This window comes from Actinoplanes sp. NPDC051470, from assembly GCF_040682035.1.
GTDB lineage: Bacteria > Actinomycetota > Actinomycetes > Mycobacteriales > Micromonosporaceae > Actinoplanes.
Genome location: NZ_JBFBAA010000006.1, coordinates 60334 through 80461, shown reverse-complemented (window position 1 = coordinate 80461; position 20128 = coordinate 60334). Strand labels below are relative to the sequence as shown.

Sequence of the window (20128 nt, the reverse complement as noted above, 5' to 3'; positions counted from 1 at the left end):
GCTGGGTCCATCCGAACAACGAGAAGAGGAACCGCCATGAACTCGGCCGATGTGATCGTCGTCGGGGCCGGACCCACCGGACTCGCCCTGGCCGGGGAGCTCGCGCTCGCCGGTGTCCACGTGCGCCTGCTGGAGAGGCGGCGCGAGGACCCCAACATCACCCGGGCGTTCGCGCTGCACGCCCGTACGCTCGAACTGCTCGACGCCCGCGGCCTGGCCGACGAGGTGCTCCAGCACGGCGTACCCGTCACCCGCATCGCGCCCCTGCCCGGCGCGGCCCTCGACCTGAACATCCTCGACACCCGCTACCCGATGATCTTCATCGCGCCGCAGAGCGGCACCGAGAAGGCGCTGCGGGCCCGGGCCGAGCGGCTCGGCGTGGAGATCGTCACCGGCGCCGAGGTGCTCGGCCTGCGCCAGGACGACGACGGCGTGATCCTGGAGGTGGGCGGCGAGAACCCGCACACCGAGCGGGCCCGCTTCGTGGCCGGCTGCGACGGCGCGCACAGCGCCGTGCGGCGGATGGCCGGCATCGACTTCGCCGGGAAGCAGTACGAGACCCACATCCTGCTCGCCGACGTGCACCTCTCCGAGCCGCCGGCCGAGGCGATGTTCGCCCGGACCGGCGAGGACGGCGCGGTGATCATCGTGCCGTTCGGCGACGGCTGGTTCCGGGCCATCGCCTGGGACCGCCGGCGCGACCGGACGCCGCTGAGCGAGCCGGTCACCTACGACGAGATGCGCGACGCCTTCCGGCGCATCGCCGGCAGCGACCTGGGCATGAGCGAGCCGCGCTGGACCAGCCGGTTCCTCAGCGAGCGCCGCCAGGCGTCCCACTACCGCTCGGGCCGGGTCTTCCTGGCCGGCGACGCCGCGCACGTCCACTCCCCGCTGGGCGGCCAGGGCATGAACACCGGCATCCAGGACGCGATGAACCTGGGCTGGAAACTGGCCGCGGCGGTGCACGGAACGGCGGCCCCGTGGCTGCTGGACAGCTACGAGTCCGAACGGCACCCGGTCGGCGAGCAGGTCCTGCGGCTCACCGACGCCTTCAACGGCATGGTCCTCGGCCGCAAGCACCCGCGCACCATCGCCCAGGCGCTGGTGATGCGCGCGATCTTCCGGTTCCACCGCACCCGCCGCATGATCGCCGGCCGGATCAGCGGCGTCGGCATCGCGTACCCGGCCCGCACGTCCGGCGCCCACCGGTGGACCGGCCGCCGGATGCCCGACGTCGACCGGCTCTACACCGAGCTTCGCGACGGCCGGTTCGTGCTGGTCACCCGCTCGCCGCTGGCCCTGGGCGAGGTGCCGGGGGTCAAGGTGGTCCGGCGCGAGGCGCTGCCGGGTCCGGCGATGGTTCTGGTACGCCCGGACGGCTACGTCGCCTGGGCCTCCGACCGCATGCTCCCGGCCGACGAGACCCTCGCCGCCGTCCGGGAGTGGTGCGGGCAGCCGCTACCTCTCAGCCGGTGAGCTGGTACCGGCGGATCACCGACCCCGCCTCCAGCTCGAGGCCGAACCGCTGATAGGCCCAGACCAGGAAGCCGGCGCATTCGCGGGCCACCCAGAAGGTGTGATCCTGACGAAGGTCATTCTCACGGATGGCGAGAGCCTGCCTCAGCAGCGTCACACCCTGCCGATCGCGGGTCGCGGCCAACGACCAGCCGTGGCGCATCAGGGCGATCGCCCGGGAGGCGGGCAACGCGCCGGCCCGAAGCTCTAGGACGGCCGCGGTCTCACCGGCCGCGCGCCGGTACAGGTCAGCGGCCACCTCCTCGTCACCCCGCTTCTCGGCCGACAGGCCCTGCTGCTGCCACACGCGGGCCCGGATGAGCCGAGCCATGCACGACCTGCCGGTGGTCATCCCGTACACCCTCGACCAGGTGGCGAGCACCGCCTCCGCGTGCTCCTCCGCCTCGGCCAGGTGCTGGTCATCCCCCAGCCGGGCCAGGACACTCGCGAGGTTGTGCTGGGCCAGGGCGGCGGGCATCCGGCCGGTCACCGGGATGGTGTCGATACGTCGGCTCAGGACCGCCCGGCGTACGCGGACGGCCTCGTCGAGGTCGTTGCACCGGACCGCCTGGAACGCCGTCTGCTCCATCGAGTCGAGCGTCCACCGGTTGTGGGTGCCCAGGTGCTCCTCGCAGAACGCCACCAGCTCCCCGGCCCGCCGGCGGGCGTCCTCGTGGGCGCCTTCGAGGCTGAACACGTTGCGCTGCGCCGCCCAGAGGCTACGGACCAGCAACGGCGACGGTTCCTGCGGCAGGTTGGCCTCGATCTCGTGCAGCAGATCGATGGCCCGCTGGAACACCTCCGGGTCATCCCGGCGGAGCCAGGCCCGGAAGACGGCGAGCTGGGCGTGCAGGCGGACCTCGTCGTGCGGCCCGAGGCCGGCGGTGGCGATCTCCCGGGCCCTGAGGGCGGCGGGCTCGCTCCTGGCCCGGCTCAGCTCGAGCACCTGGTTCTCGGCCAGCGCGGTGTAGAAGCCGGCCAGCATCGACGGCTCGACGTCGTCGCCCTTCTCCAGCCATTCGATGGCGCGGTCCAGGTAGCGGATGGCTTCCGCACGGCGGTGCTGTTCCCGGGCGATGTCGGCCAGTTCGCCGGCGCTCTGCGCGGCCCGCACCAGATCGGGCTCGGCGCCGTCCTGGGCCAGGCCGACGTGCAGGGCGAGCAGCGTCTGCCGGTACTCCTTGTCCGAGCTGTCCAGCAGGCGGCGTACGGTCCGCAACGCCGCGTGCAGCATCAGCTCGCGGACCTTGGGCGAGAGCACGTTGACGACGGCGTCGCGGGCGAGCTCGTAGCGGATGCGCTCGATGAACTCGATGACCCGGACAGGTTCACCGGCGGGCCGGATCCAGGCGCTGGCGAGCGCCTCGGCCAGTCCGCTGCCGGACTCCGTGTCGAGCGCTTCGAGGGCCGACAGCAGGACGTCGTCGACGAACGACTGCCCCAGCATGGCCGCCGTGGCCAGGGTCTGCTGCACGCCGGCCGTCAGCCGGGCCCAGTGCTCGCGCAGCAGGCTGTCGAGACCACCGTTGATCGATTCGATCTCGTCGGCGTCCAGCACGATGCGGCCGTTGCCGGTCGCCGACCGGACCCGCGGCGTGTCGAGGAGCAGCCGCAGGGCGTAGGGGTTGCCGTCGGCCCGCTGGGCGAGCCGGAACGCGACCCCGGGGTCGGTCTCCGGGAATTGGGCCCGGACGTAGTCCACCAGATCGTCGGGGTCGAGCCGGGCGAGCACCTCGCGATGCACCCGTTCGGCGTCGGCCGCCTCGGCGAGGTACGCGGTGAAGGGCGACGGCATGGCGTCACCGCCCGGTGGGTCCGGCCAGGTCGTCGCGACGAAGAGCACCGGCACGCTGCCGCTGAGGATCTCGGTGACGAAGTCGACGGTGGCCCGGTCGAGATCGTGGGCGTCGTCCAGCACGACGACGACGCCGAGCCGGTCGCCACCGAGCCCGTCCGCGGCGGCCCGGAGCAGGGCGGCGAAGGCGTTACCCAGACCGGCGGTCAGCTCGGCGGTGCCGGGGACGATGCGGTCGACCGACAGCCGGAGGAGGCGCTGGGACAGCTCGGGAGTGATCGGGCTCAGGTTGACCAGATGTCTCAGGGGCACGGCCGCGGCCACCGCCGCCAGGATCGAGTCGTCGAGCGCACCGCGCGCGGCGATCGCCTGCAGCACCGGCCCGAGATGCGGCGCCAACTGGTCGGCCATCGACTCCAGAGCCGGGCCGCACGAGCCGTCGCCGAGCCGGCTGCTGGCCGGGGCGAGCCACAACCAGGGCGGGACCGTGTCGGCCGGCACGGTCAGCCGCCGGTGCCGGACGACCTTGCGGCTGGTGGTGACGTCCACAAAGGTGGCCGAGGCGGCGTCGGGGCTGTCCACCAGGGAGGGCGACCAGTAGCCGGGCGCCGGCTGCACGGCGGCGAGCCGGGCGTAGAACTCCTGGACGATCCGGGTCTTGCCCCAGCCGGGTGAGGCGACGAGGGCGATCATCCGCGGCGTGCAGGCGTGGCGAACCTCGTCGAACGTGGTGACGAGCCGGTCCACCACGGACAGTCGTTCCGAACCGACAAACACCGCGGATTCCTCCAGGCTATCGACTTGGCGTGAGCTGTCCGTCAGCTCAACACGAAGCGAGCAGCAGGCAAATCCGATGATCGGCCGGTTTGTCCGGCTCGGCGTCGACCGATACGGTCCGATCACGTCACACCTCAGGGAGGACGACCTGATCACGCCACTGTCCGACAACCCGGTCCCGGCGGTCGACGGCGACCTGTTCGGTTTCCGGACGTACGTCGAGGAACTGCACGACGTCGTCGTCCGGGCGGACTCCCTCCCGCTGACGGTCGGGGTCTTCGGCTCCTGGGGTTCCGGCAAGTCCAGCTTCATGCGCATGTGGCAGGACCTGCTGACCGGTGCGCCGACCGACCGGGCCGTGTGGTTCAACCCATGGAAGTACGACCAGAAGGTCGAGGTCTGGGCCGCGCTGCTCCAGTCCCTGCTGGCCGAGGTGGCCTTCGAGGAGGAGCGCGGCGGCGAGCGGGTCACCCGGATGGCCCGGGCCGTGTCCTGGCTGGGGTTGCGGGCCGGTGCCGGGATCGCGGCCAACCTGGCCAGCGGCGGGCTCGTGCCCGCCGCCGACGTGACGTCGGTGATCGACGCCGTGACGGCCGAGAACCGGCAGCACTACGCCGAGATCAACCGTTTCGAGGCCGACTTCGCGGCCGCCGTCGACGCCGTGCTCCCGCCCGGGGGAAAACTGTTCGTCTTCGTCGACGACCTGGACCGCTGTACGCCGGAGTCCGCCCTGAGCGTGCTGGAGGCGATGAAGCTCTTCATCGGCGACGCCCGCTGCGTCTTCGTGCTGGCGATGGACATCGACCTCCTCGGCTCGATCGCCTCGACGAAGTTCGGCTCCGAGGTGGCGGCGGACGGCGGCGCCTACCTCGAGAAGATCATCCAGCTTCCGTTCCACCTGCCGCGGATCCAGTTCGCCGCCGTGCGACGTGCCTTCGGCCCGGCCCTGGGCGACCTCGGGGCGGATCCGGTCCTCTGGAAACTGATCGAGACCGGTCTCGGGCACAATCCGCGGCGGGTCAAGCGGTTCGTCAACGTGCTCAACCTGGCCCTCGCCATCCGCCGGCGGGACACCTCGGTGTCGCCCCGGCCGAGCCGCGCCCAGGAGATCCAGCTGGCCGCCCTTCTGATCATCCAGAGCGAGTTCCGGCCGACCTTCCACGCCCTGGCCCGTGATGCCTCCCTGTGGTCGGCCGACCGGCCGGAACAGGTCCCCGACGAGCGGGCTCGCGCGGTGCTGTTCCATCCCGGCCTGGCCCGGCCGAGCCCGGCCGAGGTCATCCGCATGCTGGATGTGGCCCGGCTCTCGGGCCCCGGCCTGGAACGCTGATCACCCCCGGGTCGTCGCGGCCGCGTTCCGCCGGTGCGGGGCCCGGGACGGGCAGGCCGGCCAGTGCGGGGCCGGGCGGCGGCGGGACCGGCCCGGGGCGGCGGCGAGGACGCGGCGGTGGGCGGCCTGGGCCTCCGGGCCCGGTTCGATGCCCAGCTCGTCGGCCAGGAGGCGGTAGAGGCGCTGGTAGGCGGCCAGGGCGTCGGCTCGGCGGCCGGTTCGGTGCAGGGTCGTGATCAGGTGGGCCCAGAAGGTCTCGCGCAGGGGGTGGCGCGCGGTCAGGGCACGCAGCTCGGCGCTCAGGCCGTCGTGGTGGTGCCCGGCCAGGTCCAGGGTGATGCGGCGGTCCAGGGCGGACAGCCGCAGGTCGGTCAGCCGGGTCGCCTCGACGTCGGCCAGCCAGGCGGAAGGCATGTCGGCCAGGGCCGGGCCGCGCCACAGATCCAGGGCTAGGCCGAGGATCTTTCGTTCGGTACGGGCGTCGCCCGCCCCGGCGGCCTCGTCGAGGAGCCGGGTGAAGCGCAGCGCGTCCACCCGGTCCGGGTCGGCCACCAGCGTGTAGCCGGCCGGTCCGGTGTGGATCGACGCCGCGCCGAGCAGCCGCCGCAGCCGGGTCAGGTAGACGGTCAGCGTGCGGCGGGTGCTGGCCGGCAGGTCCTCGTCCCAGACGGCGGCGGCCAGGCGGCCGGCCGACACGGGGGTGCCGGCCGACAATGCCAGGACGGCCAGGACGGTCCGCAGCCGGGCGGCGCTCGGTGTGACGTCCCGCCCGTCCACGGTCACGGTCAGCGGACCCAGAATGCCGACGGAAACCATGACCACAGCACACCGCAGGACCGGGCCGCGTGTCCGAGCCATTCGATCCAGGTCGAACAACGCGTGGCGAGGCTAGGACGAGCGGCGGATGATCGCCACGCCGAGGCCGGCCGTGAGGAGGAGGAGGGCCGCCGCGGGCCACCAGAGGCGGGACCTGCTCTCGTCGCCGGCCGGTGACGCGGCCGAGGCGCCGGCGTCCGCGGCGGCGCGGTCGGCCTGGGCGCGGTCGCCGAGCGGGGCCGAGCCGGAGGCGCCGGGGGTGCCGAGCCGGGCGTGCCCGGGCGCCGGCGAGGTGTCGAGCGGGTTGCCCTCCACCGCCGGGACCTCCGCGGTCAGCGCGCCGGTCGGGTCGACCAGGCCGAAGCCGTACTTCTCGTCGCGGCCCTCGGGACCCCGGTCGCGGGCGGTCCGGAGGATCCGGTTGACCACCTCGCCGGCCGGCATCGACGGCCAGCGGGACCGGACCAGCGCCACGGTGCCGGCGACGATCGGCGCGGCGAAGCTGGTGCCGCTGGCCTTGTTGTAGCCGTCGGGATAGATGCCGACGATGTGGGCCGCGGGGGCGGTGACCGCCGTCTCGCGACCGTAGTTCGAGCCGGACCAGAGCGCGTCGCCGGAACGGTCCACCCCGGACACGGCGATCACGCCGGGCTCCCGGGCCGGGTACCACACCGCGTTCGTGGTCGACGCGCTCACGTTGCCGGTGCAGGCGACCACCACGACGTCCTTGGCGAAGGCGTAGTCGATGGCCGCGGCCAGGGCCGCGCTGCCGGCGCCGCCGCCGAGCGACAGGTTGATCACCTTGGCGCCGTGGTCGACCGCCCACCGGACGCCCTCGGCCACCACCAGCGCGTCGTTGTACCGGTTGGTCTGGTCGAGCACGCGTACCGGAAGGATTCTGGCCTTGGGGGCGATGCCGGCCACACCCGCGGCGTCGTCCTTGCCCGCGATGATCGCCGCCACCGTGGTGCCGTGCCCGACCAGGTCGGTGTCGCCGTCGCCCTCGGTGTCGACCAGGTCGAGGCCGGGCAGCACCTGGCCGCGCAGATCGACCTGGCGGGCGTCCACCCCGGAGTCGATCACCGCGACCGTGACACCGGCGCCCTGCGACCAGGTCCAGGCCCCGGCCACGTTCAGCGTACGGAGATGCCACTGCTCGGACCGGACGGTGTCGCCGGCCCGCGCCGCTGTGGCGGGCACCCCGAGGACGGCGACCACGCCGGCGGACAACCCGGCCACCACACGCCGGCAGAGCCTCTTCCATCCGCTCACGGGTCGACGATGCCCATCTGCCGGGACCGGACGGGGACGCCGATCGATGCGGGCAGATTACCCCTTTGACGAGGACCCTGGGAAAGGCCTCAGCCCGGGAAGTTCGCGCAGATGCCGGGCCAGGCCGCCTTGCCCTCGTTCTTCCACGGCGAGGCGGTGGTCAGGTCGAGCGTGGGCGAGCCGGTCAGGTCGACGTAGCCCAGGGACGGGGTGCCGCCGCAGGCCCTCGCGCCGGTCTCGGCCAGGTACTTGGCCTGCAGGGCGCTCAGCCTCGGCGCCGCGAACGAGCTGCCGAAGCTGCCGGGCAGCAGGGCCGCGGGACCGGTGGCGTCGAGCTTGACCTCGCCCGAGTTGAAGCGGGCGGCGATCGACGGTTCGGCGTCCACACTGGCGCTGACCACGAAGTCCCACAGCGCGGGCGCGAACGGGAACGGCAGGCCGATGCGGTTGCCCTTGGCGTCCTTCACGCCGTTGCCGGCGGCGCCGACCGGTACGACGGTCAGCGGGCCGTCGGGCTCGATCAGGTCGTGGCGGAAGCTGGTCCAGGCCTGGTCGTGGATGATGCCGGCCAGCGGGCGCTTGCCGGGGTTGAACTCGCGGACGTCGACGGTGCGGTAGAACGCGCCGGTCAGCGGCGAGCGCAGCACGGCCAGGCGGTCGTCGCGCAGCACCCGGGTGGTGAAGGCGCCGCCGCGGACCAGCGCGGGGTCGAGCCGGCCGGAACCGTCCAGGTAGTCCCGCAGCGCGTCCTTCAGGTCGCCGGTCGCGTCGTTGCTCACCATCTCGTCGTAGGCGGCCAGCAGCTCGTTCAGGGACTTCTCGTCGAGCCAGCCGACCACGTCGCACGGGACGACCACGAAGCTGAGGTTGAGCACGATGCGGTCGAAGCCGTCCTTGCGCAGCGCCTCGATCTGGGTGCGCAGGCCGGCCAGCAGCTCGTCGACCCGGTAACGGTCGGCGTGCACCGGCACCTCACGCAGCGCGTACTTCTCACCGCCGATGACGTACGTCCACTGTGTCATCGCCGCCGTGTCGACGTCCGGCGCCGTCCCCGCCACCACGGAAAGATCGTCCTTGAGTACGCGGTACACGAGATCGCCGTGCGAATAGCCGGACGGCGGGAGGTCGTCCCCGGCGCCGGTGGAGCCGACCTCGTTGGCGCCGACCGTGCAGTTGTCGGTCCGCGTACCCGTGCGGGCCTTGGGGTTCCTGCCCAGACCGAAGTCGTCGACCACGACCACGGCGACGTTCCCGGGTACCGGCCGGACGGGCACCTTCGCGACGGCCGGTGAGGCCGGAGCGGTCACGATCAGCAGGGCCAGCGCGGCCCCCAGGAGACGTCTCATGGAACAGCAATCTGGCCGGACGGACCGGCGAGCACAACGGAAGTGACGGAAAGCGGATCCGCGGCGTACGCGCGGAGTCCGTTGTCGTCCGGATTGCCGGCCTGGAGGCGATCCAGCGCGGTGATCACGTCGCGGGTGCGGCCCAGGGCGCGACCGGCGGCGACCAGCGCGCGGCAGGCCCGGTCGCGCAGCCGGACCAGCCGGTCCACGTGCTCGGTGACGAACGGCTTCTCCGGCAGGCCGAGCAGCGGCGGCTCGGTCCACATGGCCAGGGCCGCGATCAGCAGGTCGACGGCGATCTCGTCCGGCGCTACGGCGGCCCGGAACACCAGGTCGGCGAAGACGTAGAGGTCCACCTCGTCGCCGTCGAGCAGCAGGCGGTAGCCGGTGCGGGCCGCGCGTTCGGTGACCAGCAGGCCGGGCGGGAGGCAGCGGCGAAGCTCGCCGATGCGCTTGTGGACGCCGACGCGCTGCTCGCGCCGGATCTGCCCGGCCGGGTCGGGCCAGGCGTCGCGGTGCAGGTCGTCGGCGTAGACCAGGGCGCCGCGGGCCAGGACCAGGCGGGCCAGGACGGTACGGGTGATGGGCGGCAGGTCGGCGGGCAGTCCGTCCACTTCGGCGGAGAAGATCCCGAACCCCGCGATCCGTAAGCGTGATTGCATGTGGGCCAGCGTGCGCGGACCCGGTACAACCGGAACAGGGTTGCTGCGGAACTGCTGACGTTCTGCTGACGGACGGGAGGCGCCGGTGGCCGGGTTCAGCAAGCACCGGTGGCCGACCGGCGGACCGGAACGCGACCTGCTGGAATATCTGGACGCCCTGCACCGGGCGCACGGACAGCCGTCGATGGCCCGGATCGGCAAGGCGGTCGGGCTGGTCGCGGCCACCGTGTCGGCGTTCTTCACCGGCGCCCGCCCGATCGGCCCGGAACGGCTGCGCGAGATCGTGACCTATCTGGACGGCGACCCGGCGCGGGCCGAATCGTTGCGGCGCGCGGCTGCGACCGTACGCAACGATCGCCGGTCTTCGAACCCGGAACCGCGGTGGGCCGCCGACACGTCGCGGCTGGACGTGCTCCTGTTCGACCGCGCGGCCAACCGGCTGCACCGGCCCGAGCTGATGGTCGGCCGTCAGCGGGTGATCGAGACGGTGAGCGCCCGGCTCGACGAGGGCGGACGGGTGCTGCTGCACGGGCTGGGCGGCGCCGGGAAGACCGCGATCGCGGCCACCGTCGCCGACCGGTCGGTGGACGCGCGCAAGGGGCCGTACCTGTGGCTGCGCACCGGGGACGCGGACTCCGACGTGCTGCTCGACGGGCTGGCCCGGTGCCTGGCCACGGCGCTCGGCCTCGGCGGCGGCGGGCCCGAGGGCGACGCGCGGCTTCTCATGATCGGCCACCAGCTCGAGGAGCTCGGCGTACGGCTGTGCGTGCTCGACGACGTCTGGAACGCGTCCGCCCTGCACACCGTGCTGCGGGCGATCCCGGCCGGCATCGCGGTCCTGGTCACGTCGCGGCTCAAGCTGGGCGTGGAGCATCAGGTCGAGGTGGACGGGCTCGACCCGGCCGAGGCGGCCAGGCTGCTGGCCCATCACGCGCACGACGACACGTACGCCTCGCATCCCGACGCCGCCGCCCTGTGCCGCGACCTGCGGCACCACCCGTACCTGATCGAGATCGCCGGGCACCGCCTGCGCCAGTACGCGCTCACCCCGGCCGACCTGCGCAAGGAGGTCGACGGCGCGCCGCACGACCTGGCCATGCCGGCCGGGTTCGCCGCGCCCGGCCGGGAGAACGCGCGGCGGCTGCTCGACACCACGATCGACGCCCTCCCCCAGGCCGACGCCCGTGCCGCCCTCGGCGCGATCGGGTCGCTGGCCAGCGGAACGGTCACGCCGGAGCTGCTGTCGTGCTGCCTCGGCATCAGCCTCAACCGGTCCCGGGCGGCGCTCAACGCGCTGGTCGACGTGAGTTTCGCGAAGCGCTCGGCGGGCGTCTACGTGCTGCACGACCTGACGGTCGCCTACGCGCGGTCGGTGCTGCCGCCGGCGCCGGCCCGGGTGCGGGACTTCGTCCTGGCGTACGCGTCGGATCATGATCTTCTGGCCCGCGAGCTGGACAACATCGTGGCCGAGGCGGCGCTCGACCCGACCATCGTCGAGCAGCTGGCCTCCTGCGGCTACCTGGACACGCACGGTCACACCCTCCCGCTGCTGCGGCTGCTCGACCGGGCCGTCGAGTCCGGCCTCGGCGACCGGCATCTGTTGCTGAGCAAGCGCGGCAACGCCAGCTTCCACGAGGAGGACTTCGCGGCCGCGGTGACCCATTACCGGGCCGCGCTGGAACTCGCGCCGACACCGCAGCGCCGGGTGATCCTGCTGAGCGTGATCGCCAAGGCCCTGGCCGAGGATGGCCGGCACGACGAGGCGGAGCAGACCTTCGCTTCGGCGTACGCGCTGGCCCGGGTCAACTCCGACGAGGTCGGCACGATGCGCACCCTGGAGGCGCACAGTGTGGCGGCGTTCCGGCAGCGCGACTTCGACCGCGTCCTCGCGCTGACCCAGCAGGGCGTCGAGCTGAGCCGGAAGCTGGGCGACCGGGCCCGCGAGGCGATCTTCCTCAACAACCTCGGATCGGCCCACTTCGAGATCGGCGTCTCCACCGCCCTGCGCTACCACCGGTCGGCGATGGAGATCGCGGAGGGTAACGAGCACATCCTCGCGCTCACCCACCGTTGCGTCGGCGCCGACTACCACGCGCAGGAGGAGTTCGAGCCGGCGCACGAGCACTTCGGCACGGCCCTGCGGCTCTACGAGCGGCTCGGCCAGTCCGGATCGGAGGCGAAACTGCGCCGGCTCATGCGACGTTTCGGGTATCCGACATAGCCTCTACAGCACTTCTGGCGTTGTTTCGGAAGCAGCCGAAGCCGTCTCCTTTGCACGACCATTTCGTGGCTTGTGTTGGGGGAGGAACGGCCATGAGGAAAGTTCTGGGCACGCTGTGTGCCCTCATCGTCGTGTTAGCCGGCGCCACTGCGGCTCACGCGGCTCCAACTCCGGGCATCGGGGACTGGCAGAATTCGGTCTCCAAGGTGGCCCGGCCGGCGTCCAAGGGGTGCTTCACCACCGAGTACCCGAGCACCAACTGGCGGCCGGCCGCGTGTGCCGCGCCACCGGCCATCCCGATGCCGCCCAAGGCCGGCGCCCGGCCGCTCGTGATCGGCAACGGCACCGACCTGTCGGCGCGGGTGCCGGCCGGGAACTTCATCCAGACCTCGATCGGCACGTTCGAGGACGTCAACGTCACCGGCGGCCGGGGACCGATCGGCAACGCGGGCGCGCTGATCGAGGACGCGTACACGCTGCAGATGAACACGAACTTCTTCGCCAGCACGGCCTGCGCCGGGTCGCCGAACCCGGGCTGCCGGGGGTGGGAGCAGTTCGTCCACGCCAACGACGGGTCGAACGGCTTCGTCTTCATCCAGTACTGGCTGCTCAACTTCAACACCACCTGCCCCGGCGGCTGGAACCAGTTCCAGTTCGGCGGCGTCGGTGACATCTACTGCTTCCGCAACAACAGCGGGGGCGCCACCCTGGTGCCGAACCAGCCGATCGACAACCTGGCCAACCTGAGCCTGGCCGGCCAGGTCAGCGCGACGGCGGACAGCGCGACGCTGTTCGTCGGGACGACCGCTTTCACCCGGACCGGCGACAACTCGGTCAACGCGGCGGCCGGCTGGGACACCTCCGAGTTCAACGTCTTCGGCCTCGGTGGCAACGAGGACGGCGGCGGCATGTTCAGCTTCGACCCCGGCAACTCGATGACCGTGCGGAACCGGGTCCTCTACGGCGGCCGGGACAAGCCGACCTGCGTGGCGACCGGGTTCACCGGCGAGACCAACAACCTCAACTTCGGCCCCGACGCGCCGGCCGAGAGCGGAGCCGGACCGGCCCTGATCTTCAAGCAGCACGACGGCGCCAACGTTCCGGGCTGCGCGGCCGGCGTCACCATCGGCGACGTGCACGCGCACACCCTCGCCGGCCTGTACTACGACTTCCAGGGCGTGGGCGACTACACGCTCGCCGAGGTCGGCACCGGCTTCGAGGTGCAGGCACGGCACATCTCCGGCGCCCCGACCTGGCCGAACGCGTCGGTCAACCAGGCCATCGGCACCCGGATGGGCAAGTCCGAGGTTGCGGTCTGCGGCGGCAGGTCGCTGATCGTCGACGGCGAGAAGGTCGAACTCAAGGACGAGCCCCTGGTCCTGAAGTCCGGCGTGAACGTCACTCTTACGTCGGGCGGCGCGTACGTGGTGACCGACGAAAGTGGCAACAGCGTCGTCGTCACGCCGCGCGGCGCGTACCTCGACGTGGAGGTCGGCCTGGGCACCTGGCCGGCGAAGGTCCGTGGCCTGCTCGGCAACCCCGACAACAACATCAAGCTGCTCGAGGCGCGCGACGGGACGATCTTCCAGGTGCCGCTGTCGTTCGGCGACCTGTACCACAAGTTCGGCGACAGCTGGCGGGTGAAGCCGTCCGAGTCGCTGCTCTCGGTCTGCGGTGAGAAGACCGAGGAGAGCAACCCGGACAAGCCGTTCTTCGCCCGCGACCTGGACCCGAAGATCCGTGACCGGGCCCTGTCGATCTGCCGGCAGAAGGAGATCGCCGCCGGGTGGCTCGAGGCGTGCACGCTCGACGTCGCGGTCCTCGGCAAGGAGGCCGCCGGGGTCTACGTCGGCAAGAAGCCGCCGCTCCTGGACGGCAACTGACCCACATCCGACAGCCGGCCCGGTGGCGGTCACCCGCCGCCGGGCCGGCGTCCGTAATCGAGTGTCGCCGTCGCTCGACGAGGGCTATAACCACGGCATGACCGAAGAGGCCTTGGCCGGCGGGAACACCGTCGGCGCCGCGCGGATCGGCGACGTCGTCCACAAGCAGACCTTCCCGTGGACACCCACGGTGCACGCGTTGCTGCGACATCTGGAGGACGCCGGCTTCGACGGTGCTCCCCGGGTGCTCGGCTTCGACGACCAGGGCCGCGAGATGCTCACCTTCCTGCCCGGCGAGACGGCCGCCGGCCAGGTCCCCTGGCCGGTCTGGTCGTTCACCGACGTGCTGCTCACCCAGGTCGGCCGATGGATGCGACGCCTCCACGACGTGACGGCCGGCTTCGTGCCACCGGCGGACGCTCAGTGGTTCACCGGGCGGACGATGGAACCGGGTCTGGTCATCGGTCATCAGGACGTGGCCCCGTACAACGCGGCGGTCCTCGACGGTGACCGGCTGGTCGGCTTCTTCGACTGGGACTCGGCGTTCCCGTCGACGCGGGAGTTCGACCTGGCGCTCGCCGCGCTCTGGTGGGTGCCGCTGTGCCCGCCGGAGATCGCGGAGGGGATCGGCTTCCACCACAGCGCGGACCGGTCGCGCCGTCTTCATCTCCTGCTCGACGCGTACGGCTACGACGGTGACCGGCACGCCTTCGGCGCCACCGTGGTGGGGCGCGCCCGGCGGCAGGCCGCGACCATGCGTGAGATGGCCGAGGCCGGCGATCCGGCCGCGACCGCGCTGGCGTCGGTCGCGGGCTACATGGAACAGTCCGCCGACCACATCGAGGCGCTGCCAACGGACTTCTGGGTCAGGTGAGCAGCGCGTTCAGCTCCGGGTAGTCGAGGTTCGGGGTCAGCGCGGCAAAGGTGCCGGTGGTCAGCAGCTCACGGGCGGCGCGGTCGGCCACGGCGTAGGCGGCCTGCGCCACCGCGGTGCCCACGCTGATCCGGCGTACGCCGGCGGCGGTCAGCTCGGCCACGGTCGGCCCGCCCGGGCCGGTCATCGCGTTGACCGGCAGCGGCGACGCCTCGGTGAGCCGGCCCAACGTTCCCAGGTCGAGCAGGCCCGGGACGAACAGGCAGTCGGCGCCGGCCTTGGCATAACCGCCGGCCCGGGCCAGGACGTCGTCCAGGCGCCCAGCCGGGTCGCCGACCTGGCGGAGGTAGACGTCCGTGCGCACGTTGATCACGAACTCCGGGATGGCGGCCTCCCGGGCGGCCCGGACGCGTCGCGACTGCTCGGCGACGGAACGCAGGGTGCCGTCCGACGAGCGGGCGTCCTCGAGGTTGACGCCGGCGGCACCGGCGGCCAGCACCGCGCGGACCGTCTCGGCCACGTCCTCCGGGGTGTCGCCGTAGCCGCCCTCGACGTCGGCCGTCACCGGCACCTCGACCGCGGCGACGATCCGGGCCACCGCGGCCACCATCTCGTCCCTGGTCAGGCCCTCACCGTCGCCCCGGCCCAGCGCCCAGGCCACCCCGCCGCTGGTGGTCGCGACCGCCGCCGCGCCGGCCCGCGCCACCAGGGCCGCGCTGGCCGCGTCCCAGGCGTTCGGCAGCACCAGCACCGACCGCTCGTGCAGCTCCCGCAGAACCCGCGCCCGCTGGATCGTTCTCTCGTCAGTCATTTCGAGGAGTCTGGTCGGCGGGGCGCACCGACGCTGGCCGGATTCGGACATCAACGTCAGGCGAAGGTCCGGCCTGCCTTCGACGCGCTGGACAAGTGCTCCTGCCCGAAGTAGACGATCGCGACCGGATCAGGCGAGCTGGCCGATCGCGTCGATGAGCAGCCAGACGCCGAAGATCGCGAAGAGGGCGGCGGCGCCGTACTTGATGGCCCTCTCGGGGAGGCGCTTGCCGAGGAAGCGGCCGAGCAGGATGGCCAGGGCGTCGGCGGCGACCATGCCGAGCGTGGAGCCGAGCCAGGTGCCGAACCAGCCGTGCTGGGTGGCCAGGGTGATCGTGGCGAGCATGGTCTTGTCGCCCAGCTCGGCCAGGAAGAAGGCGACGCTCACGGCGACGATGGCCGAGCGTCTGGTCTGCTCGGCCTTGCCCTTCTCGTCCTCGGTGAGCGAGTCGCCGCGCAGCGTCCAGGCGCCGAAGGCCAGGAAGGCGAGGCCGGCCACGAGCGCGATCCAGCCGGTCGGCAAGGACGCGCCCAGCCCGTACCCGATGCCCACCGAGACGGCGTGGACGACGGCGGTGGCCACGGTGATGCCGATGAGGACCGGCAGCGGTTTGAAGCGGGTGGCGAACGTCATCGCCATGAGCTGCGATTTATCGCCCAGCTCGGCGACGAAGATGACACCGAAACTGAGCGCCAGGGCGGCCAGGAACCCGTCCATGAAAAAAGCCTCTCCACGTCAGACCGGGGCGGGCACGAACGACCTCGACCCGGCAATGTCTCAGCCAGATCGAAGGTCTCGCCCGCCTCACCCGTGGATGAGGCCGTGTGGCCGGGCGCAGACCGCACGCCAGCATGTCGACCACAGCATTGGGAGCTACTCCCCTTCGCGTGACCAACCTATCGGCCGGTTTGCCGACCCGGCAAAGAACCTGGCCTGTGATCTCGGCGTCAGTAAGCCTAGGGATCATGGACGCCGAGTACTGGGACGAGCGATATCAGAGCCGGCAGCGGCTGTTCAGCGGTAACCCGAACGGCGTACTCGTCGACGAGGTGAGCGGGCTGACACCCGGGCGGGCGCTGGACATCGGGTGTGGCGAGGGTGGTGACGCGCTGTGGCTGGCGAGGCGTGGGTGGCGGGTGACCGCGGTCGACATCTCGCGGATCGCGCTCGACCGGGCCGCGGCCGCGGGCGCCGATGTCGCCGGGCGGGTCGACTGGATCCTGGGCGACCTGACCAGCGGGCCGCCGCCGGCCGGCCCCTTCGACCTGGTGTCGGCCCAGTACTTCCCGCTGCCGCGCCGCGAGGGTCATGCCGGCCTGCGGGGCCTGCTGGACGCCGTGGCGCCGGGCGGAACCCTGCTGTTCGTCGGCCATGACCTGGCCGGCCTGCCCGCGGACATGGACCCCGACCCGCGGAGCTTCCACCAGCCGTCCGAGGTCGCGTCCCTCCTCGACGACTCGTGGAGCGTCGAGGTCGGCGAGACCCGCCCTCGCCCGCCCGGCGGCCACCACACCCACGACACCGTTCTGCGGGCGCGGCTGACTACGAGGCGCGCTCCAGGCGGACGATGACCGACTTCGAGGTCGGGGTGCCGCTCTCGACCGCCTGGGAATCGAGCGGCACCAGCGGGTTCGTCTCGGGGTAGTAGGCGGCCACGCAGCCCTTGGGCGTCGAGTATTCGACCAGCCGGAACCGGGCCGCGCGACGGGCGACGCCGTCGGTGAAGACCGAGACGATGTCGACGTGGTCGCCGTCGGCGAAGCCCAGCTCGGAGAGGTCTTCGGCGCTGATGAAGAGCACGCGACGGCCCGCCTTGATGCCGCGGTAGCGGTCGTCCAGCCCGTACACCGTGGTGTTGAACTGGTCGTGGCTGCGCAGGGTCTGCAGGATGAGGTGGCCGGGCGGGACCTGGAGCACCTCGATCGGGCTGACCGTGAAGACGGCCTTGCCCTCGGGGGTCGGGAACGTGCGCGAGTCGCGCGGCGGGTGGGGCATGGTGAAGCCGCCGTTGCTGATCCGTTCGGTGTATCCGGCGCAGCCGGGCACGACCCCGCCGATGCGGTCACGGATCCGGTCGTAGTCGGTGGTGAACCCGGCCCAGTCGATGCCGTGCCGGTCGCCGAGCGTGGCCGCCGCGATGCCGCAGATGATGTCGATCTCGGAGCGCAGCAGCGGCCCGGCCGGCTTCGAGCGGCCGCGGGAGGCGTGCACCTCGGACATCGAGTCTTCCACGGTGATCCGCTGGACCCGGCCACCGGTCAGGTCCTGCTCGGTGCGGCCCAGGGTGGGCAGGATCAGCGCGGTACGCCCGGCCTCGAGGTGGCTGCGGTTGAGCTTGGTCGAGATCTGCACGGTCAGCTCGGCGCCACGCATCGCCTCCGCCACCACCGAGGTGTCGGACATGGCGGCCACGAAGTTGCCGCCCAGCGCCACGAACACCTTCGCCTTGCGGTCGCGGAAGGCGCGCACCGCGTCGGCGGCGTCGTAGCCGGGGTGGCGGGGCGGCTCGAAGCCGAACTCGGTGCCCAGCGCGTCGAGGAAGAACTGTGGCGGCTTCTCCCAGATGCCCATCGACCGGTCGCCCTGGACGTTGGAGTGGCCGCGGACCGGGCAGAGGCCGGCGCCGGGCCGGCCGATCATGCCCTGGGCCAGGGCGACGTTGACGAACTCCTTGATCGTGGCGACCGAGTTGTGGTGCTGGGTGATGCCCATGGCCCAGCAGTGCACGATCCGCTTCGCGCCGGCCAGCATCGCCGCCGCGGCCTCGATCTCGGCCCAGGTGAGGCCGGTCGCGGCGAGGATGGCGTCGCGGTCGATGTCGCGTACGTGCTCGGCCCAGGCCTCGAAGCCGGTGGTGCTCGACGCGATGAACTCGTGGTCGAGCGCGTCGGCCTTCAGGAGCAGGTGGCCGATCGCCTGCCACAGCGCGAGGTCGCCGTTGGAGCGGATCTGCAGCAGCTGGTCGGCCAGGGCGGTGCCGCGGCCGGCCAGCCCGCTCGCCTTCTGCGGGTTGTCGAAGCGCAGCAGCCCGGCCTCGGGCAGCGGGTTGATGGCCAGGATCTTCGCGCCGTCCCGCTTGGCGATCTCGAGCGCGGTGAGCATGCGGGGGTGGTTGGTGCCCGGGTTCTGGCCGGAGACCACGATCAGGTCGGCCCGGTGCAGGTCGTCGAGGGAGACCGAGCCCTTGCCGATGCCGATCGTGCGGGCCAGGGCCGCGCTGGTGGACTCGTGGCACATGTTGGAGCAGTCCGGGAGGTTGTTCGTCCCGTACGCCCGGGCCAGCAGCTGGTAGAGGAAGGCGGCCTCGTTGCTCGCCCGGCCCGAGGTGTAGAAGACCGCCTCGTCGGGGCCGGCCAGGGCGTTCAGGTGCTCGCCGATCAGGGCGAACGCGTCCTTCCAGGAGATCGGCTCGTAATGGGTGCCGCCGTCGCGGCGCACCATCGGGTGGATCAGCCGGCCCTGCTTCTCGAGCCAGTGGTCGGTCTGCCCGGCCAGCTCGGCGATCGGGTGGTCGGCGAAGAACAGCGGGCCGACCGTGTCGCGCTGACCCTCCCACGAGACGGCCTTGGCGCCGTTCTCACAGAACTCGGCGGTGTGCCGATGGCCCTTCGGATCGGGCCAGGCGCAGCTCATGCAGTCGAAGCCGTCGACCTGGTTGAGGTGGAGCAGGTTGCGGGCGGTCTTGACCACGCCCATCTGCTTGACCGCCTTGCCCATGCTGACCTGGACCGCCTTGAGCCCCGCGGCGTGGTCGGCGGGCGGTCCGACGGTCAGGCGGGAGTCTTCATCGGGCGTGGTCGACATCGGCGCTCCAGACATTGATCAACGCTGTACTGCCCCACGGTGCCCGGAGGAAACACCGATCGGCCAGCGCCTGTCTGTGATGTCACAGGTGGTAGACCCGAGTGGCGGTCCGGCCGAAAATGTCCGGGTCGGTCCCGCCGACCAGGTCGACCGTCGTGGTGTAGACCTGCTCGTAGGTGGCCGCCACCTCGAGGACCGGCCAGTCCGAGCCGAACATCAGCCGCTCCGGCCCGAACAGGTCGAGCGCGGCGGTCACGAAGGGCGCCAGGTCGGCCGGCGTCCACGTCTCCCAGTTCGCCTCGGAGACCAGGCCGGACAGCTTGGCCACCACGTTGGGCCGGGCCGCCACCGGGGCGATCAGGTCACGCCACTCCCCCAGCGCGCCGGCCGCGATCCCCGGCTTGCCCAGGTGGTCGAGCACGAAGGTGGCGCCGGGCATCGCGGCCGCCGCCCGGGCCACCGACGGGAGCTGCGTCGCGCGGACCACCAGCTCGTTGACCAGCCCCGCCTCGGCCACCGCGGCCAGCCCGGCGCGGACCGGCGCCCGGTCGAGGAAGTCGTCCGGCTGGGCCTGGACCTGGTCGCGGATGCCGGCCAGCAGCTCGCCGCCGGGACCGGCGCGATGCGCGGCGATCGTGCCGGCCAGCGCGGGATCGGCGATCGAGGCCCACCCGACCACGGCCGCGATCTCGGGCGTCGCCGCGGCGGTCCGCAGGAACAGGTCGGTCTCGGCCGACGTGCAGCTGCCGGCCTCGACCAGCACCGTGCGCTCGACGCCGGTCGTGGCGATCGCGGCCCGCAGGTCGGCCACCGTGTAGTCGCGCCGGATCCGGGACAGCGAAGGATCCTGGAGCCACTCGTACGCAGCGGTCCACAGGTGTTGGTGCGTGTCGATGATCATGGTGCCGTCCCCGCGTCGATCAGCCGGATGACCTTGCTCATCGGAGCCTAGTTCGCCGGGGCCGGCCGTCGGGCCGATCCGCCCCCGCCCGGCTTGAGCGGGCGGGGGCGGCCGGGCAGCG

The 20128-nt window shown here is 72.2% G+C and carries 15 protein-coding genes; 6 read left to right on the top strand and 9 right to left on the bottom strand.

Annotated elements, in window-relative coordinates; translation table 11 throughout:
* The first annotated feature begins 36 nt into the window (after window positions 1-36).
* Window positions 37-1476 (top strand): FAD-dependent oxidoreductase, encoded by a 1440-nt coding sequence (locus AB0M54_RS13275; protein ID WP_364470922.1) that lies wholly within the window; start codon window positions 37-39, stop codon window positions 1474-1476.
* Here AB0M54_RS13275 and AB0M54_RS13270 read toward each other — a convergent pair.
* Window positions 1466-4087 (bottom strand): AAA family ATPase, encoded by a 2622-nt coding sequence (locus AB0M54_RS13270; protein WP_364470920.1) that lies wholly within the window; start codon window positions 4085-4087, stop codon window positions 1466-1468. The genes AB0M54_RS13275 and AB0M54_RS13270 overlap by 11 nt on opposite strands.
* A 76-nt stretch (window positions 4088-4163) precedes the next feature.
* Between AB0M54_RS13270 and AB0M54_RS13265 the strand changes: the two genes are divergently transcribed.
* On the top strand, window positions 4164-5417 hold the full coding sequence (locus tag AB0M54_RS13265) for a P-loop NTPase fold protein (protein WP_364470918.1): 1254 nt from the start codon (window positions 4164-4166) through the stop codon (window positions 5415-5417).
* Here AB0M54_RS13265 and AB0M54_RS13260 read toward each other — a convergent pair whose 3' ends face one another.
* From AB0M54_RS13260 to AB0M54_RS13245, 4 genes are all read right to left on the bottom strand, one after another.
* Window positions 5418-6233: an AfsR/SARP family transcriptional regulator gene (locus tag AB0M54_RS13260; RefSeq protein ID WP_364470916.1), complete on the bottom strand. Its 816-nt coding sequence runs from the start codon at window positions 6231-6233 to the stop codon at window positions 5418-5420. It abuts the gene before it with no gap.
* Window positions 6234-6305: 72 nt separating this feature from the next.
* On the bottom strand, window positions 6306-7463 hold the full coding sequence (gene mycP, locus AB0M54_RS13255) for a type VII secretion-associated serine protease mycosin (protein WP_364318124.1): 1158 nt from the start codon (window positions 7461-7463) through the stop codon (window positions 6306-6308).
* A 131-nt stretch (window positions 7464-7594) separates the two neighbouring features.
* The gene (locus tag AB0M54_RS13250; protein ID WP_364317548.1) at window positions 7595-8851 is read right to left on the bottom strand and encodes a hypothetical protein; all 1257 of its coding nucleotides are present in this window, start codon (window positions 8849-8851) and stop codon (window positions 7595-7597) included.
* Complete coding sequence (locus AB0M54_RS13245; RefSeq protein WP_364317550.1) at window positions 8848-9513, bottom strand: BTAD domain-containing putative transcriptional regulator; 666 nt, start codon at window positions 9511-9513, stop codon at window positions 8848-8850. The genes AB0M54_RS13250 and AB0M54_RS13245 overlap by 4 nt, the downstream gene beginning before the upstream one ends.
* 85 nt (window positions 9514-9598) lie before the next feature.
* On the opposite strand from AB0M54_RS13245, the gene AB0M54_RS13240 reads away from it, so the two are divergent.
* From AB0M54_RS13240 to AB0M54_RS13230, 3 genes are all read left to right on the top strand, one after another.
* Window positions 9599-11734 (top strand): NB-ARC domain-containing protein, encoded by a 2136-nt coding sequence (locus AB0M54_RS13240; protein WP_364470914.1) that lies wholly within the window; start codon window positions 9599-9601, stop codon window positions 11732-11734.
* Between the two features lie 92 nt (window positions 11735-11826).
* Window positions 11827-13617, top strand: a complete 1791-nt coding sequence (locus tag AB0M54_RS13235; protein ID WP_364470912.1) for a VWD domain-containing protein — start codon at window positions 11827-11829, stop codon at window positions 13615-13617.
* Window positions 13618-13639: 22 nt separating this feature from the next.
* Window positions 13640-14491 carry a phosphotransferase gene (locus AB0M54_RS13230; RefSeq protein ID WP_364470910.1) on the top strand — a complete coding sequence of 284 codons (852 nt, stop codon included), beginning with the start codon at window positions 13640-13642 and terminating at the stop codon, window positions 14489-14491.
* Here the strand turns inward: AB0M54_RS13230 and AB0M54_RS13225 are convergent.
* Window positions 14484-15302: an isocitrate lyase/phosphoenolpyruvate mutase family protein gene (locus AB0M54_RS13225; protein WP_364470908.1), complete on the bottom strand. Its 819-nt coding sequence runs from the start codon at window positions 15300-15302 to the stop codon at window positions 14484-14486. The genes AB0M54_RS13230 and AB0M54_RS13225 overlap by 8 nt on opposite strands.
* Before the next feature lie 129 nt (window positions 15303-15431).
* Window positions 15432-16019, bottom strand: a complete 588-nt coding sequence (locus tag AB0M54_RS13220) for a TMEM165/GDT1 family protein (RefSeq protein WP_364317558.1) — start codon at window positions 16017-16019, stop codon at window positions 15432-15434.
* 248 nt (window positions 16020-16267) lie between these two features.
* Between AB0M54_RS13220 and AB0M54_RS13215 the strand changes: the two genes are divergently transcribed.
* Window positions 16268-16873 carry a methyltransferase domain-containing protein gene (locus AB0M54_RS13215; protein WP_364470906.1) on the top strand — a complete coding sequence of 202 codons (606 nt, stop codon included), beginning with the start codon at window positions 16268-16270 and terminating at the stop codon, window positions 16871-16873.
* Here the strand turns inward: AB0M54_RS13215 and AB0M54_RS13210 are convergent.
* Complete coding sequence (locus AB0M54_RS13210; RefSeq protein ID WP_364470904.1) at window positions 16845-19106, bottom strand: FdhF/YdeP family oxidoreductase; 2262 nt, start codon at window positions 19104-19106, stop codon at window positions 16845-16847. The two genes, AB0M54_RS13215 and AB0M54_RS13210, sit on opposite strands and share 29 nt — an antisense overlap.
* Before the next feature lie 82 nt (window positions 19107-19188).
* Window positions 19189-20007 carry an amidohydrolase family protein gene (locus AB0M54_RS13205; protein WP_364470902.1) on the bottom strand — a complete coding sequence of 273 codons (819 nt, stop codon included), beginning with the start codon at window positions 20005-20007 and terminating at the stop codon, window positions 19189-19191.
* Window positions 20008-20128 lie beyond the last annotated feature (121 nt).